General features: G+C 67.6%; 19 protein-coding genes. 9 read left to right on the top strand and 10 right to left on the bottom strand.

Annotated elements, in window-relative coordinates; translation table 11 throughout:
- The first annotated feature begins 124 nt into the window (after positions 1-124).
- Positions 125-604 carry a hypothetical protein gene (locus AVR91_RS06585; RefSeq protein ID WP_063274890.1) on the top strand — a complete coding sequence of 160 codons (480 nt, stop codon included), beginning with the start codon at positions 125-127 and terminating at the stop codon, positions 602-604.
- Between the two features lie 164 nt (positions 605-768).
- Here the strand turns inward: AVR91_RS06585 and AVR91_RS06590 are convergent, their stop codons facing one another.
- Positions 769-1,521: a sulfite exporter TauE/SafE family protein gene (locus AVR91_RS06590; RefSeq protein ID WP_063274891.1), complete on the bottom strand. Its 753-nt coding sequence runs from the start codon at positions 1,519-1,521 to the stop codon at positions 769-771.
- Between the two features lie 160 nt (positions 1,522-1,681).
- On the opposite strand from AVR91_RS06590, the gene AVR91_RS06595 reads away from it, so the two are divergent.
- Together AVR91_RS06595 and AVR91_RS06600 are read left to right on the top strand one after the other, a co-directional pair.
- The gene (locus tag AVR91_RS06595) at positions 1,682-2,062 is read left to right on the top strand and encodes a hypothetical protein (RefSeq protein ID WP_143253905.1); all 381 of its coding nucleotides are present in this window, start codon (positions 1,682-1,684) and stop codon (positions 2,060-2,062) included.
- A 90-nt stretch (positions 2,063-2,152) separates the two neighbouring features.
- The gene (locus tag AVR91_RS06600; protein ID WP_063274893.1) at positions 2,153-2,929 is read left to right on the top strand and encodes a hypothetical protein; all 777 of its coding nucleotides are present in this window, start codon (positions 2,153-2,155) and stop codon (positions 2,927-2,929) included.
- A 12-nt stretch (positions 2,930-2,941) separates the two neighbouring features.
- Here the strand turns inward: AVR91_RS06600 and surE are convergent, their stop codons facing one another.
- From surE to AVR91_RS06615, 3 genes are read right to left on the bottom strand one after another with little or no spacing between them, the layout of a single operon-like run.
- Positions 2,942-3,682 (bottom strand): 5'/3'-nucleotidase SurE, encoded by a 741-nt coding sequence (surE, locus tag AVR91_RS06605; protein ID WP_063274924.1) that lies wholly within the window; start codon positions 3,680-3,682, stop codon positions 2,942-2,944.
- Positions 3,682-4,605 (bottom strand): PfkB family carbohydrate kinase, encoded by a 924-nt coding sequence (locus tag AVR91_RS06610; protein WP_063274894.1) that lies wholly within the window; start codon positions 4,603-4,605, stop codon positions 3,682-3,684. The genes surE and AVR91_RS06610 overlap by 1 nt, the downstream gene beginning before the upstream one ends.
- A 49-nt stretch (positions 4,606-4,654) precedes the next feature.
- On the bottom strand, positions 4,655-5,185 hold the full coding sequence (locus AVR91_RS06615) for a CGNR zinc finger domain-containing protein (protein WP_063823158.1): 531 nt from the start codon (positions 5,183-5,185) through the stop codon (positions 4,655-4,657).
- Between the two features lie 96 nt (positions 5,186-5,281).
- On the opposite strand from AVR91_RS06615, the gene AVR91_RS06620 reads away from it, so the two are divergent.
- Positions 5,282-6,169, top strand: a complete 888-nt coding sequence (locus tag AVR91_RS06620) for an alpha/beta fold hydrolase (protein ID WP_063274895.1) — start codon at positions 5,282-5,284, stop codon at positions 6,167-6,169.
- Between the two features lie 40 nt (positions 6,170-6,209).
- The gene (locus AVR91_RS06625; protein WP_016335039.1) at positions 6,210-6,440 is read left to right on the top strand and encodes a hypothetical protein; all 231 of its coding nucleotides are present in this window, start codon (positions 6,210-6,212) and stop codon (positions 6,438-6,440) included.
- A gap of 21 nt (positions 6,441-6,461) precedes the next feature.
- Here the strand turns inward: AVR91_RS06625 and AVR91_RS06630 are convergent, their stop codons facing one another.
- Together AVR91_RS06630 and AVR91_RS06635 are read right to left on the bottom strand one after the other, a co-directional pair.
- On the bottom strand, positions 6,462-7,094 hold the full coding sequence (locus tag AVR91_RS06630) for an MBL fold metallo-hydrolase (RefSeq protein ID WP_063274896.1): 633 nt from the start codon (positions 7,092-7,094) through the stop codon (positions 6,462-6,464).
- Positions 7,091-8,176, bottom strand: a complete 1,086-nt coding sequence (locus AVR91_RS06635) for an S-(hydroxymethyl)mycothiol dehydrogenase (protein ID WP_063274897.1) — start codon at positions 8,174-8,176, stop codon at positions 7,091-7,093. Before AVR91_RS06635 ends, AVR91_RS06630 begins: the two co-directional genes overlap by 4 nt.
- A 151-nt stretch (positions 8,177-8,327) precedes the next feature.
- Here AVR91_RS06635 and AVR91_RS06640 point away from each other — a divergent pair, with 151 nt between their 5' ends.
- The gene (locus AVR91_RS06640; RefSeq protein ID WP_063274898.1) at positions 8,328-9,593 is read left to right on the top strand and encodes a helix-turn-helix transcriptional regulator; all 1,266 of its coding nucleotides are present in this window, start codon (positions 8,328-8,330) and stop codon (positions 9,591-9,593) included.
- Positions 9,594-9,606: 13 nt separating this feature from the next.
- Here the strand turns inward: AVR91_RS06640 and AVR91_RS06645 are convergent, their stop codons facing one another.
- Positions 9,607-10,188, bottom strand: a complete 582-nt coding sequence (locus AVR91_RS06645) for a (d)CMP kinase (protein ID WP_063274899.1) — start codon at positions 10,186-10,188, stop codon at positions 9,607-9,609.
- 59 nt (positions 10,189-10,247) lie between these two features.
- On the opposite strand from AVR91_RS06645, the gene AVR91_RS44240 reads away from it, so the two are divergent.
- Positions 10,248-10,373, top strand: coding sequence for a hypothetical protein (locus tag AVR91_RS44240; RefSeq protein WP_267284096.1), 126 nt, complete (start codon positions 10,248-10,250; stop codon positions 10,371-10,373).
- A gap of 368 nt (positions 10,374-10,741) precedes the next feature.
- Here AVR91_RS44240 and AVR91_RS06650 read toward each other — a convergent pair whose 3' ends face one another.
- The gene (locus AVR91_RS06650) at positions 10,742-11,212 is read right to left on the bottom strand and encodes an RICIN domain-containing protein (RefSeq protein ID WP_083737415.1); all 471 of its coding nucleotides are present in this window, start codon (positions 11,210-11,212) and stop codon (positions 10,742-10,744) included.
- Between the two features lie 269 nt (positions 11,213-11,481).
- Between AVR91_RS06650 and AVR91_RS06655 the strand changes: the two genes are divergently transcribed.
- Together AVR91_RS06655 and AVR91_RS06660 are read left to right on the top strand one after the other, a co-directional pair.
- Positions 11,482-11,790, top strand: coding sequence for a hypothetical protein (locus AVR91_RS06655; RefSeq protein ID WP_063274901.1), 309 nt, complete (start codon positions 11,482-11,484; stop codon positions 11,788-11,790).
- Complete coding sequence (locus AVR91_RS06660; RefSeq protein WP_063274902.1) at positions 11,787-13,106, top strand: DUF4474 domain-containing protein; 1,320 nt, start codon at positions 11,787-11,789, stop codon at positions 13,104-13,106. Before AVR91_RS06655 ends, AVR91_RS06660 begins: the two co-directional genes overlap by 4 nt.
- A 7-nt stretch (positions 13,107-13,113) precedes the next feature.
- On the opposite strand, the gene AVR91_RS06665 is transcribed toward AVR91_RS06660, so the two are convergent.
- Positions 13,114-13,350, bottom strand: coding sequence for a hypothetical protein (locus AVR91_RS06665; RefSeq protein ID WP_143253906.1), 237 nt, complete (start codon positions 13,348-13,350; stop codon positions 13,114-13,116).
- Positions 13,351-13,360: 10 nt separating this feature from the next.
- Entirely contained in the window at positions 13,361-14,197 is an 837-nt protein-coding gene (locus tag AVR91_RS06670) for a helix-turn-helix domain-containing GNAT family N-acetyltransferase (RefSeq protein ID WP_063274904.1), read from the bottom strand.
- Between the last annotated feature and the right edge of the window lie 39 nt (positions 14,198-14,236).

The following is a 14,236-nucleotide window of genomic DNA, read 5'->3' on the forward strand; positions in this document are numbered from 1 at the left end:
CTCCCGGCCTTACCCCGGCCGGGAGAACGCCCGGTTGAGTAGTTCTACTCGTGGCAGGGAGCGAGAGTACCGGCAACATAGGTGAGGACCCGCTCCGCGGAGAGCGGCCGACACTGGGGGTTCCATGAAGTTTCCTCGTGCCATCACCACGCTCGCCATCGCCGCCGGCCTGGCCACCACGCTGGCACCTGCCGCGGCGGCCGAAACCGTCGCGAGCCTCGACTTCGTCGCCGAACACGGCGCCCACCCGGTCAGCGGCAGAAGCGGCCATTGGGCCGCCTCGCCGGAGAACGAGGTGCGATTCTGGGAGCGCGGCGCCACCCTGCGGGTGGACGCCGAGACCGATCGCGGATTCGACTACATCATGCTCGACTTCACCGCGCCGTCAGGAAACCTGCAGGCCGGCACCTACAGCCACGCCGAGGGAGCGCATATCCTGGCCGTCTCCAACGGCCTGGGCTGCGTCGACGACTATTCGACGTTCACGATCGACCGCATAGAACGCGGCGCTGAGGGGCTGATCGCGCTCGACGCGACCTTCGAGCAGCGCTGCGGCAGTCCCACGTCACCTGCTTTGCGTGGCGAGGTCCACTACCGGCGCTGAGCCGGCGCCCAGGTGCCCCGACCCGGTCTTGCGCGACCGGGTCGGGGCACTCGGCGCAGCCGCGCATCCCTTGACCACAGCGGATCAGATCGGCGCGAAAATCGCGAGCTAGCCTGCTTCGATCCTGCGGGGCGGGATGTGTCCGCCTCGCCGGGCCTGCCCGGTCAAAACGCGTCGAGGCCCAGCTTGATCGCAAGCCCGACGCCCGCCAGCGCGATACCGATCCGCAGTACCCCGGTAGGCAACCGTCGCGCGACCACAGGGCCCAACCAGGAACCGGCGAGCAGACCGATGCTCAGCGGAAGTACCAACGTCCAGTCGACCGGCCCGAACAACGCGAAGCCGGCCGCGGCCACCACATCGGCCACGACCATCAGTACGTTTTTCAGCGCGTTGGTACGCAACAGCGTCTCACGCATGGACGCGAGCAGCACCGCGAACACCATCACTCCGGCCGCCGCGGCGAAATAGCCGCTGTACACCGAAACGCCGAACACACCTGCCGAAGCCAGCCATCCGTGGCGATGCCCGGCCGCGATATTCTCGTCACCGCTTGTCCGCCGTCGCACCAGGATCAGCACCGAGGCGCCGCCGACCAGGAACGGCACGACTTTCTCGAAAACGCCGGGCGGGCTGACCAGGACCAGCGCCGCGCCGGCCGCGCTGCCCGATGCGCAGATCACCGCGAGCCGCAGCAGGGTCCGGCCTTGCCCGGTCAGCTCTTCACGGGAACTGTGCACGGCACCGATGCTGCCGATCGCCAGCGAAATCGTATTCGTCACATTCGCGGATACCGGAGAAAGACCTGCGGCTAGCAGGGCCGGATAAGAGAACAATGACGCCAGTCCGGCGATGGTCCCGGACAATCCGGCGGCGAACCCCGCACCGACGAGAAGAGCGAATACCTGGAGCGTCACAACCTCAGGTTAACAGCGACGATCAAGTCGATCAGGACCGCGATCACGCGACGAGGGGTTTTCGCCTCAGCGCAAACGTGTTTGTCACACCGAATGGCGGAAGTCATGCTCCGACGGTGCTCAACGGGTGAGCACGACACCGAACAACGAGGAGGACTTCATGGCCAACAAGATTCTGTTGCGGGGAACGGTCGCCGTCGCGGCACTCGGAATGACTCTGCTCGCACCATCGACCTCGTCCGCCACGACGACTTACGAGACGCTCAACGAGGTGTGGACGAACAACCGGGACGGGCAGGCGGTTTTCAAGCCGCGCGGCGAACATCTCTACGCCTGCGACTGGGCGTTGGACGGCGACACGATCGTGGCGTATGCGAGGGCGAACGGAAAGGTGGTCGCGAAGGCGGTCGACACCAATGGCTACCCCGACCCCTGCGGCCACGATGACTTCTCCCTGCCCGAAGGAACACCTGTGGAGATCAAGGTGTGTCACAAGGAGGACGGTTATTGCACCGGCTGGAAGAAGGTGCAGGACGCCTGAGTACGGGCGTCACACGAGGGCAAATCCGGATGACCTTGGTCCGGCTCGGCCAGTAGGCTCCAGCGAACCAGAGAACAGAGGGAGCCGACGGTGTCCAGCCACTTCGGGACGATCGGGATCGACGTCACGAGCCAGGAAGAATTCGGGGAACGGGTCGTTTCCCTGATCAGCGCGGGCACTGCCCGGCGGATCACCAAGAAGATCAGCGAGCACGTCTGGAGCGATCCGTCGGGAGCCCGGTTGGTCGCGCAGGTCCACAACGGTGAGATCGAGTTCCTTCTGCCGTGCCTGGCAGGCTCGGCACCCGCGGTGCCCGTGGGCGACATCCGCCTCGTCGACGACGAGACCGCGATGCTCGCCCTCTTGGACGGTGTCGGCGGCGAGCTGATCTGCCCCATCGCGGTCGAACTGGAAGACCGAGCGGTCCTCGCCCACTCCGGCGGGCGGCTCGAGTCCGGTTCCCTGGTGCTGGCGGCCCTTGCCGAAGAAGTCACCGTGCACGCCGACGCCGACGCGTACTCGGCCTCGCAGGACGGTGAACTGGAATTCGCCGCCGACCACTTCATCCCGTCCGGCACCTTCTCGCCGGAAGAACCCGCGCCCGGCTGGACACCCTCCGCCCACGCGCTGTTCGCGGGCGAGATCGTCGAGGTCGCAACTCCCGTGAACACCGTCACCGGCACGGCGTTCCACCGGATCCGGGTCCGCACCATCGCGGCGATCGAACTCGACGTCGCCATCGCGACCACCGAACTGGAGCGGCCGCCCGCGCGCGGCAACGTCGTCGCCGGGACCTTCTTCCTGACCGGAAGTTTGGGGCTACAGCCGGAAAGCCCCGTGAAGCGGCGGGGCTGGTTCCGGCGGTGACTCCACCGGAGGTCACCAGTCGAGGTCGGGATCTTCGGTCACCGAGTTCAGCGCGGTCACCGTCGCGTGGCCTTCACTCAGCAGGCGGGCGTCGCTACCGGGCGACAACTCACCCTCGACCGTGACGGCGGTCAGGGTGAACGCTCCTTCATCACCGTTCTGGATATGACTGCGCACCGCGCCGAATTCGGCCAGCCCGGTGCGTTTCGGCGGTCCTGCCTCGGCGCGATCGGGCACGTTGAGATTCAGGACCGTGCCGGCGGGTAGTTCCGTGAGCCGGTCGAACAGGCTCGCGGCTATCCCGACGGCGGTGTCCCAATGGGGCCGCGGGCCGGGATCCAGTCCCACGTCGAGCGACACCGCGAGAGCCCTGGCGCCGTTGATCGAGGCCGTCAGCGCCGCGCCCACCGTGCCCGAATGCAGGATCGCGCGCCCGACGTTCGCCCCGTGGTTCACCCCTGACAGCACGATTTCCGGTACGTCGCCGAACGTTCCCTGCGCGGCCGCCAAGGCGATAAGTCCGGGATGCGCGGCGACGGCGAACGCGGGGACACCGGCCAGTCCGGGCAGTTCCCGCCGTTCGACCGCGACCCGCCCCGCTCCCCCGGCACCGGTCAGGCCCGCGCTGGTTCCGCTCGCTTCCGACGCCGGCGCGGCGACCACCACGGTCCAGCCGTGCTCCGCGGCGCCCTTGGCCAGCGCCGCCAGGCCCGGCGAGTCGATACCGTCGTCGTTGGTGATCAGGGCACGCATCAGGAGGCCTCCCACGGTTTCAGGCGTACGCGTCCGGTGAGTTCCCGTACGGCGCCGTCGCTACCCGAACCGAGACCGTGTCGTGTCACGTTGATCGCGCCGGCCGCGGCCCCGAGCTTCAGCGCGTCTTCCAGTGACCTGCCTTGCGCCAGCCCGACCGCGAGCCCCGCGGTCATCGAATCCCCGCCGCCGCGGGTGTCGACCGGCGTGAGATCGGGCGACTCCACCAGGACGAACCGTCCTTCGAGGCAGGCGAGCGTCTCCTCGGCCGCACGGGACACGACGACCGCGCGGGCACCGCCCGACGCCAGCTCACGGCAACCCTTCGCGAGGTCGGTAAGCGATTCCGACTCGGCGAGGCCGTCTTCGACCATTTCCTCGTGGCTGACCTTGATCACCGCCGGATCACCCGCGAGCGCGCCGGCGAGCCGCTCACCGGAGAGGTCCACCACGACCGGCGTGCCGTGCGTGCCCAGATCGCGGGCGAGCCGCTCGTACATCGAATGCGGCACCGGGACGTCGTCCCCGTCCGGCCCGCTGAGTACGGCCACGTCCGCGCGCAAGGCCTGGACCAGGGTCAGCTCGTACAGATCGTCGAGTTCGTGCCGGGTCAGCGCGTCCGCGGGCATCCGCACCATCTCGTCCCGCCGCCCGTCACGCCGGTCGTGCACGTAGGCGCCGTTGCGCGCCGCGACCTCGCGGACCTCCGCGTCGACACCGATCAGATGCCGCAGCACCCGCCCGGTCTCCCCGCCGAGCGCGCAGCACACCACCGCGCGCCCGCCGAGGGCGTCGATCATCCGCGACTGCCACACTCCCTGCCCGCCCGCGTGCACGTGGACGTCGGGCGCCCCGTCCAGTTCTTCCACCGTCACCGTCAGCTGCGGAGACGGCGCGAACACCGCCACTCGACCCTCAGTCATACCGGCCCTTTACCCGTTTTGCCGGATTCCATTCGTGGCCTGGCCGGCGCTAGGCCGATTGTTCGCGGCGATAGTGGCGAGCGGCTTTCGCCCGGTTGCCGCAGGTTTCCATGGAACACCATCGCCTGGTGCCGTTACGCGTCGTGTCTTCGAAGTACAGCGTGCACACCGGGTACGCCGAACACCGCTTGATCCGGTCCGGCCGCGCGCGAAGCAGGCTCAAATAGCCGTACGCCGCGAGCCACGCGGGCCGCCAGGCCGCTTCGCCGACCTCGATCACCTCTTCGGCGCCGCCCTCCCGCAGCTCCGGCCGCAACCGCCCGCGGGCCAGCACCTCGTTCAGCGCACGTTCGGCGGAGGCGCCGGGACTTTCGAGCACCTCGCGCAGGACGGACCTCGTGTGGCGCAACGGTTCTTCCGCTCCCGGCGGATCCGGAAGGCCTCGCTCGGCGAGCCAGGCACCGACTCCCCCGGGCTCGTCGAAGACGTCACGACGCTCACCACGATCGGGCCACGTGGTGTTCAGCAGATCCAGCGCGAGGGGTTCACCGGTCAGAGGACGTTGCAGCACGGACGTCATTCTACCCTCCGTCGGCCGCTTGACAGGTTAGGTACCCCATGCTTGAGTCTAACCGTTCAAACAACGTTAGACAGTTAGACCCAAGGAGTCCCTGTCATGTCCGAAGTCACCCAGTCCGCCGGCGAGGTTCTTCACCGCACCGCGGTCATCGACGGCCGGAGCGTCTTCTACCGGGAAGCCGGCGACCCCACGGCGCCGACGGTGGTGCTGCTGCACGGTTTCCCCACGTCGTCGCAGATGTTCCGCACGCTGATCCCCGCGCTGGCCGACCGCTATCACGTCATCGCCCCCGATCACGTCGGCTTCGGCCACTCCGACGCCCCGCCCGTCGACCGGTTCGACTACTCGTTCGAGAACCTGACCGCGATCACCCTCGGTCTCCTCGACGCGCTCGGCCTGGACCGCTTCGCCCTCTACATCCAGGATTACGGCGCGCCCATCGGGCTCCGCATCGCGAGCAGACACCCGGAGCGGGTCACCGCGCTGCTGGTGCAGTCCGGCAACGCCTACGTCGACGGCTTCACGCCGTTCTGGGACGTCCTGTTCGCCCACGCCAAGGACCGCGAAACCCACGAGGAAGCCGTGCGCGAACTCCTGGAGCCCGCGGCGACCCGCTGGCAGTACACCCACGGCGTTCCCACCGACCGGCTGGACCGGCTCTCCCCCGACACCTGGACCCTCGACCAGGCCCTGCTCGACCGTCCCGGGAACAAGGAGGTCCAACTGCAGTTGTTCTGGGACTACCAGTTCAACCTCGACGTCTACCCGGCCGTCCAGGAGTACTTCCGCGAGCACCGGCCGCCGACGCTCATCACCTGGGGCGAGCACGACGAGATCTTCGGCCCCGACGGGGCCCGTGCCTTCCTGCGCGACCTGCCCGACGCCGAACTGCACCTTCTCGACGCCGGGCACTTCGCCCTCGAGACGCACGGCCCGGAGATCGCCGCGCTGATCCGGGACTTCCTCGGACGCGTCCTGCGCTGATCACGGCCGCCGTATCCTCGAGGTGAGGCGGAGGTGCGGAATGACGGACGAGCAACTGCTCATCGAGTTCGCGCTGACCCGCATGGACCATCCCGACCTCGATCTCGAGGAAGTGGCCACGCTGACCGTCCGGCGGCTCGGTGAAGACCGGATGCTGGACTTCGCCGGGCTCACCCTGGCGAGCCGGGGCGAACTACGCGGAGCCGTGTTCCCCGCCGCGGTGGAACACGTGCTCCGCGTCGTGCTGACGTTGCGCGGTCCGGACGACTGAGCGCCATCCGGCCGTCACCGCTCAGTGTCCGCGGGCGATCCACTCGGCGAGGTGGGGCGCTTCGGTACCGATCGTGGTGGGGTCGCCGTGTCCGGTGTGGACCTTGGTGTCCTCGGGCAGGGCGAAAAGCCGGTCCCTGATTGAGGAAATGATCGTCGGGAAGTCGGAGAAGGTCCGTCCCGTCGCGCCGGGGCCGCCCGAGAAGAGCGTGTCCCCGGAGAAGAGAGCCTTGGCCTCGGGAAGATGCAGACAGACCGATCCCGGCGAGTGGCCCGGTGTGTGGACGACCTCGAGTTCCGTGCCGGCGACGGCGATCCGGTCACCGTCCTCTGCGGCCCGGAAACGGGCGCCGGGGTGGGTCATCTCCCACAGTTCGCGGTCCCCCGGATGCAGGACGGCCGGAGCTTGCAGGTGTTCGCTCAGCTGCGGTGCGACGGTGACATGGTCGTTGTGCCCGTGGGTGCAGACGACGGCGACGACATTGCGGCCACCCACGGCCCCGACGATGGTCTTCTCGTCGTGCGCGGCGTCCACGATCACCACCTCGTCGTCGTCCCCGACGAGCCAGACGTTGTTGTCGACGTCCCAGCTCCCGCCGTCGAGTTCGAAGACCCCGGCGGTGACGACGCGCTCGATCCGCAGGTTCCCGCTCACAGGATCACCACCGAACGCAGTACCTCACCGGCGTGCATGGCGTGGAAGGCCTTCTCGACACCGTCGAGCGGGATCCGCTCGGTGACGAACCGCTCCAGCGGCAACCGGCCCTGGAGGTACAGGTCGATCAGCATTGGGAAGTCCCGCTCCGGCAGGCAATCGCCGTACCAGGACGATTTCAGCGCGCCACCGCGGGAGAAGAAGTCGATCAGCGGCATCTCCAGGCGCATGTCCGGGGTCGGGACGCCGACCAGGACCACGGTGCCCGCCAGGTCACGGGCATAGAACGCCGCTTCCCACGTCTCCGGGCGGCCGACCGCGTCGATGACGACGTCGGCACCGAAACCGCCGGTCAGTTCCCGGATCGCGGCGACCGTGTCGGTGTCACTCGCGTCGACGGTGTGGGTCGCGCCGAGCTCACGGGCCCACACGAGCTTCCGTTCGTCCCGGTCGACCGCGATGATCGTGCCCGCGCCCGCCAGCCGGGCCCCGGCGATGGCGGCGTCACCGACTCCCCCGCAGCCGATGACCGCGACCGAGTCCCCGCGGCCGACGGCGCCGGTGTTGACCGCCGCGCCGAGCCCGGCCATCACGCCGCAGCCGAGCAGGCCCGCGACGGCCGGGTCCGCGGCGGGATCGACCTTGGTGCACTGTCCGGCATGGACGAGCGTCTTGTCCGCGAACGCGCCGATGCCCAGGGCCGGGGTCAGCTCGGTGCCGTCGGTCAGCGTCATCTTCTGTGTCGCGTTGAAGGTGTCGAAGCAGTACTGCGGACGTCCGCGTTTACAGGCCCGGCACTGTCCGCACACCGCGCGCCAGTTGAGGACGACGAAGTCCCCTGGCCGCACGGAATCCACGCCCTCTCCGACGCTTTCCACGGTGCCCGCGGCCTCGTGGCCGAGCAGGAACGGGAACTCGTCGTTGATGCCGCCGTCGCGGTAGGTCAGATCCGTGTGGCAGACCCCGCAGGCCGCGATCGACACGACGACCTCACCGGGGCCGGGGTCCGGGATCACGATGTCCGTCAGCTCCACCGGAGCGTTCCGGGACCGGGCGATGACCCCGCGCACCTGCTGTGGCATTCCCTGTTTCCTCCACCGTTCGGCGACATAGGCATGCGCATGAGCGCATGCTTCACGTCAGGCTAGGCCGGAAACGCCCGATGGCGACCTGGCCATCGGTCCAGTGGATCCTGTCCTTTCGACCAGGCAAGCCGGCGGTTAGGCTCACCCGATGCCCGACACCGCCGACCTGACCGCGCTGCGCGACGTCATCGAGGGCCCGTTGCGCGAAATCGCCGACCGTTTCTCGCGTTTCCTCGCCGACGGCTGGCCGCACCAGGCTCTGGTCATCTTCACCCGGGAGTGCACCGGGCGGCCGCGGAAGGTCACCGGCGCCCGGGAAATCGCCGACAAGGTCACCATCGCCGAACTCGAAACGCTCAAAGCGAGTGTGCCGCCCGGACGGCAGCTGACCACGACGGCCACCCTCGGGGGTGCGACCCGGACGGTCTGGGCGGTCCAGGATCCGATCGGCACCCTGCTCGTCCTCGTCCCCCGGTCGAGCCGGACCCGCTTCCCACATCCCGCTCCCCTGGCCGAGGTCTTCGGCATCGTCGCGACCTCGATCCGCCAGCAGGTGACCCAGGCCAGCCCCGACTATCTCGCCGAATCCCGGGCCGCCTCCAGCGAACGCGCCAGGACGATCGCCGAAATGGCCGCGGCGCACGAAACCGCGCTCGTCACGATCCTCACCACCTTGCGGTCGGCCCGGCTGGACGACCACCGCGCCCGGCTCGCCGCGACCGACTCCGCCTCGGCGGCGCTGGTCGCGCTCCGCTCCGCCCGGGACACCGATCTCGCGCACTCCGAAGAGCCCGCGCATGCCGCGTTCGGCAGGCTACGGCGGGAAATCCGGCAGATGCTGCGCCACCACGACGCGGAGCTGGAGTTCACGGCCCCGGCGAAGAACGGGCGGCCGGTACCGGGCGAGATCGCCCACGCCGCCAGGGCGATGACGTGCGCCGCGGTCCTGGCCTTCACCGGTCAGCCGGATCTGACCCGCCTCCGGATCGCCTGGTCGAGTGACAGCACCGCACTGCATCTCGATATCCGCGACCAGGAATCCGGGAACCTCGACGTGCACGGCCTGCGAGCGCAGCTCGACGGACGCGCGAAAACGCTCGGAGCCACCGTCGAGATCGACGCCGTCGCCGGCTGGGGCAGCCGCGTCACCGTCGACCTCCCGTTCGAACCGGCCGCGGGCCGCGTCGACGAGACACAGCTGGCGGACCTCAACCCTCGCGAACTCGAAGTGCTGAGGCTGGTGGCGCAGGGACAACGCAACAAGTCCATCGCCGCCGCGCTCGGTATCACCGAAAGCACGGTCAAGTTCCACGTCGCAGGCCTTTTGAAGAAGCTGAACGTGACGTCGCGCGGTGAAGCCGCTGCCTTGGCCCTGAGTGCTGGAGTTTCCGGAACTCAGCCCGCCGTGCCGTGAAACGATTTCCGGTTCACACCGCGGCCTGATCGAACGCCCCTCGAAGCCACTGGTCGACCTGTCGTTGACCGCGCAGCCGGACGACGACGACATCGGGGTGACGGTTCTCATCGATCACCTTGCGGACCCGCGCGCGCATCATCGGGTGGTAGCGCCACGCGAGCCTGACGATGTGCTCCGGGTCGGTGAAGAAAGTGCGCAGCGGGCCCTCGACGTTTCCCCCGGCGATCTTCGACCCCCGCCCGACACGGCGTCGAAGCGTGCGCATGACGACGCGAGTCATGTGCAAGGCACGCGGATGATCGAGCCACACCAACACGTCGAGCCGCGCCGTCAGCCGCTCCCGGATCTGTTCGCCTTGCCACTCGATCGCCCAGACATTTCCGTCGAGGAACTGCAAAACGTCGTCCTGCCACGTCTCCCGGACTGTCCATCCAGGACCGAGGTAGAAGGACTCGAACTCGACATAGGGCACGCCCAGGCGCTCGCACAGCGTTCGCGCGAGGGTGGATTTGCCCGCTCCTGCGGGACCTGCCACGGCAACTCGTCGGACCGGCCGCCGAGGAAGAGGATCGGTTGGCCCGAGAACATGCATACGGCGATCATAGATCCACTGTCCGGCCACCGACCGGGGCCAGGACATAGGGTCGACTCATGGCGCGCCTGATCCACTACGCCGATGGGCACGACGTGATCCTGCCGCAACTCGTGACCGTTCACGACCGAGATCCAAATCCGGCCTTCGAAGCGGTGGGCGTCGCCACTGGAGCCACCTATTGAGGGGAAGGTCAAAAGTAGCTTCAGACGGGTAAGAAAGCCCATGCGACGCGAGTCTGGACTGGCGATGCAGACTGACCTGATCCCGAGTGTCCACAAGGGACACATCGCGTCGATCGGGCATCCAATTGATACCTTTATGTCCGTTTCCGGACGGGGTCGTGAGTGATAATGCGGGTTAGAACCACCCAAATCACTCACGACCCCTGCGCAAAGTGGCCAAATCGGGCATTTTGCCGCAGAATGTGTCCCTTGTGGACAGTCAAGAGCGCCAGGTCTCTGTGGTGAGCATGCTCTCGCCACCAAACTCCTGAACGCGCTCGCCGTGGCGCGACAACGGAGTTCGCCGTGACCGTGCGGACGGCTTCGAGTCAGCTCCTCAGCTTCGTCACGGTCCACAACGCGGTACCCGCACGGCAGACCCGCAGTCCGACTGCCTCGGCCTGGCCGCCGCTGTTGTGCAGGCAGAGACCGGTCGACACGTTGGTGAAGTACTTGTTCGTAGTGGAAGACGTCCGCCAGTCGCTGGCATTGACCTCGCAGGACCCGGCGAACACCGACGACGTTCCGGCGGCGAGGCACAGCCCGCTCGCCTTGTTCTTGAACTTCCCGGGAGCGTAGTTGTTCCACTTCTGTTTGTTGTTCCGGTCTTGGCAAACGTGCGTGTACACACTGCCCGCCGAATTGGAGTCCAAACAGCGCTGAACCCCCGCCGCGAATCTGATCCAGAACAGCGACTCTGCCTGTGTCGACGCGGTGGCGGCCCCAGGCACCGCGGTGAACAGCACTGCCGCGGAAGCGGTGATCGCCCCGATTCTGGCCAGCATTCCCCTACGTGTCATGACGATTCTCCTTGCAGTCGGATAAGTTCGCGCGAATTCACCATGTCTGATGTTCCGAAATACTCGGCCCCCCGAACTGAATTCGACGTTAGCGCCTACGCGCACGATTGTGCAAATCGCCCACCGAAAGCACTCCAACGGAGGTATGCCCGATCACGCAACACGACGATTCGTCCACCTTCGGCCGAAAGTGTGAACCGCACCGCAAGACGGGAGCTGGGTGTTACATTGCCCACGGGGAGTGTCACTCGGGGCGGGGAGGACGTGCTGTGGGGTTCGAGGTCGATGTCGCGGACATCAGCAACGCGGCAGGCAAGCTCGCCGCCGGGAAGCCGCCGACGCTCACTCCCGGCGGCGCGCCGAACGTCGGTGCCACCCATCGGGCCGCCGGGTTCGCGGGAGACTACGACGTCTGGCTGCTGACCCGGCAGGAGGATTTGGCGGCCTCGCAGCAGCAGGTCACCAGCCTGGTCGAAGCCATCCAGGCCGCCGCGAAGAGTTACGACGGCACAGACTCCGCCGCGCGCGACATCTTCCTGAAGGCACTGGACAAAGGCTTCGAAGGGATCGACCGGTGAGCTCGGTCTTCGACAAGATCCGCCGGCTCCACGACCAGGTGGCGAAAGGCGCCACGACGGAACTGGACGACCGGGCGCGTGCGTGCCGGGCCACCAAGGAAGCCGTGCTGGACGCCAAATCGCTGGTCGAGGCGGTGCGCGTTCAGCTCGCCGAGGGCTGGCAAGGCGGAGCCGGCGAGTCGGCGCTCGCCTCGCTGACGGATTTCAAGAAGAACCGCGACGACCAGGCCCAGGACCTCGAAGAGTCCGCGAAGTCGTTCGAGGTGGTCCGCGACGCGCTGGCCAAGGCACAAGGCGACGCACGCAGTCACCTCGCGGACGCCGAATCCCTGCGGCAGAAGCTGGACGGCGTCTGGAACGACCTCTCGCACGGCAAGGGCAACATCGTCTTCGCCTGGGCACAGGACAAGGCGATCAAGGCGCAGGCCCTCGTCGTGCTCGCCGATCTGGAGCGCATCATCCTCGGCTACGACGCGGTCCTGCTCGCCGAAGGGCTGAAACTGCGGAACAAGACGGGCCAGGTGTGGGAACTCGCAGGCTCCGGAAAGCGGAACCTCGCCGAGATCGCCGCGATCATGCTGCGCGAGATCCCGGGCTTCGCCGAGCTGGTCAAGAACGACCCGAGACTCAAGGCCGCCCTGCTGACCGGTGACTGGGAACTGCTCCTGCAGAACCGCGAGATCGCGCAGAAGATCTACGACTACCTCGGCTTCAAGTACGTCGCGGACGGCGACTACTACACCACCGGCGAACACTCGGTGCAGAGTTTCCTCGGCTGGCACGACTTGTACGACAAGCTCGAAAGGCTCATCGGCGCGAACCTCGACAAGACCGGCGACGACGGTGACAACATGGAGTTCACCGACCCGAAGACCGGCAGGCAATACCGGCTGGAATTGTGGAAGGGCGGCTACGGATTCGGCGGCGCGTACGGCGGCGAAGTCGGGTTCTACACCCGCGAACCCGGGTCCTCGGACCCGTCCGGCTACTTCAACGCCGCTCAGGGCGACGACCAGATCAAGGTGACCCAGACGATCTACGACAAGGAGACCGGCAAGGTCTACTTCACCAACGACGGCCAAGGAGCCGACGGAAGCGACAAGAAACACTTCTGGAACCTGGCGATCCGCACCGACCCGGACGTCAACCCGAGCCAGCTGGCCCAGCGCGCCACGATCGAGGTGCGGGACGTCGGCCTGCGCGACCAGCTCTACGACGAGATGACCCGGTGGGCGGCCGCGCACCGCGACCAGCGACTCACCGTCACCAAGACGACCGACGACCCACCGGCTCTGACCTACACCTGGGAGAAGTGAGCCACGGTCAGATCAGGGACTCCCGCTTGAACTCCCATGGCTCGTCGTCACCGTTCCGCCGCGGGCTCTCGGTTTCCCGCAGCCCGGTGAACACCCCGTCGACGTCGATCAGTCCGGCGACCTCGTCGGCGACACGCCGGCCGTGGCGCTCTTCGATGTCTTCGAGCCCCTCGCGCAGGGCGGTGGTCGCGGCGTTCCTGGCCGTGGTCCGCAACGCACGGGCCAGCTGCTCCGGGTCACTCATGAACCCCACTCTAGGCGTCGACCGGACTCCGGCGTTCGAGAAAGACGGTGTCCAGCCACGCGCCGTCGCGCCGGGCGATGCGTTCGCGGATGCCGACGGTGCGGTAGCCGGCACTCTGATGCAGGGCGATGGACGCGCGGTTGTCGGTGAAGATCGACGTCTGCAGTGTCCAGAGGCCTGCCGCGTCGGCTTCCGTGACTTGCTTGTGCATCAAGGCCTTACCCACACCACGGCCACGGTGGCTTTCCGCGGTGTAGACGGAAGTCTCGGCGACCCCCCGGTAGCACTCGCGCTCCGAAACCGGCACGGCGGCCGTCCAGCCGACGACCTCGCCGCCGATTTCGGCGACCCACCGGTGACCGGGCAGCCATTTCGCGTCGAGGGCTTCCCTGCTGGGAACCTCGGTTTCGAACGTGGCGATCCCGGTGGCGATCCCTTCACCGTAGATCCGGCGGACCGAGTCCCAGTCGTGGTCGCGCAGCGCACGGACGATGACGTCTTCGGGCAGGTTTTCCGGGCAGCACGGACGCGGCGCGAGCAGGCCCATCACGGCATCGGCGGCATGCGGTAGCCCACTGCAGCAGGCCTGGTTGATCGTCACGACCGTGGCCGTGCCCTCCTTGCGCAGGTGCAGAAAGCCGACCTCGGCCAGCTTTCGCACGTGGTGGGAGCACGTCGACTGGCTGGTTCCGAGGATCTCCGTGAGCGCGCCGACGGTGAGGCCACGGGGCGACGTCGCGACCGCGTGCAGAAGTTTGACGCGCATGGGCTCGGCCAGACAGGCGAACCAGCCGGCGTAGGTCGCGGCTTCACGCTCGGGCAGGAGAACGGGCACAACCGTGGTCATGCCGCACAGTATCGACCAGAATCGATGGTTGCGTCAATC

Origin of the sequence: Amycolatopsis keratiniphila subsp. keratiniphila (assembly GCF_001620365.2) — a bacterium.
Lineage (GTDB): Bacteria > Actinomycetota > Actinomycetes > Mycobacteriales > Pseudonocardiaceae > Amycolatopsis > Amycolatopsis keratiniphila.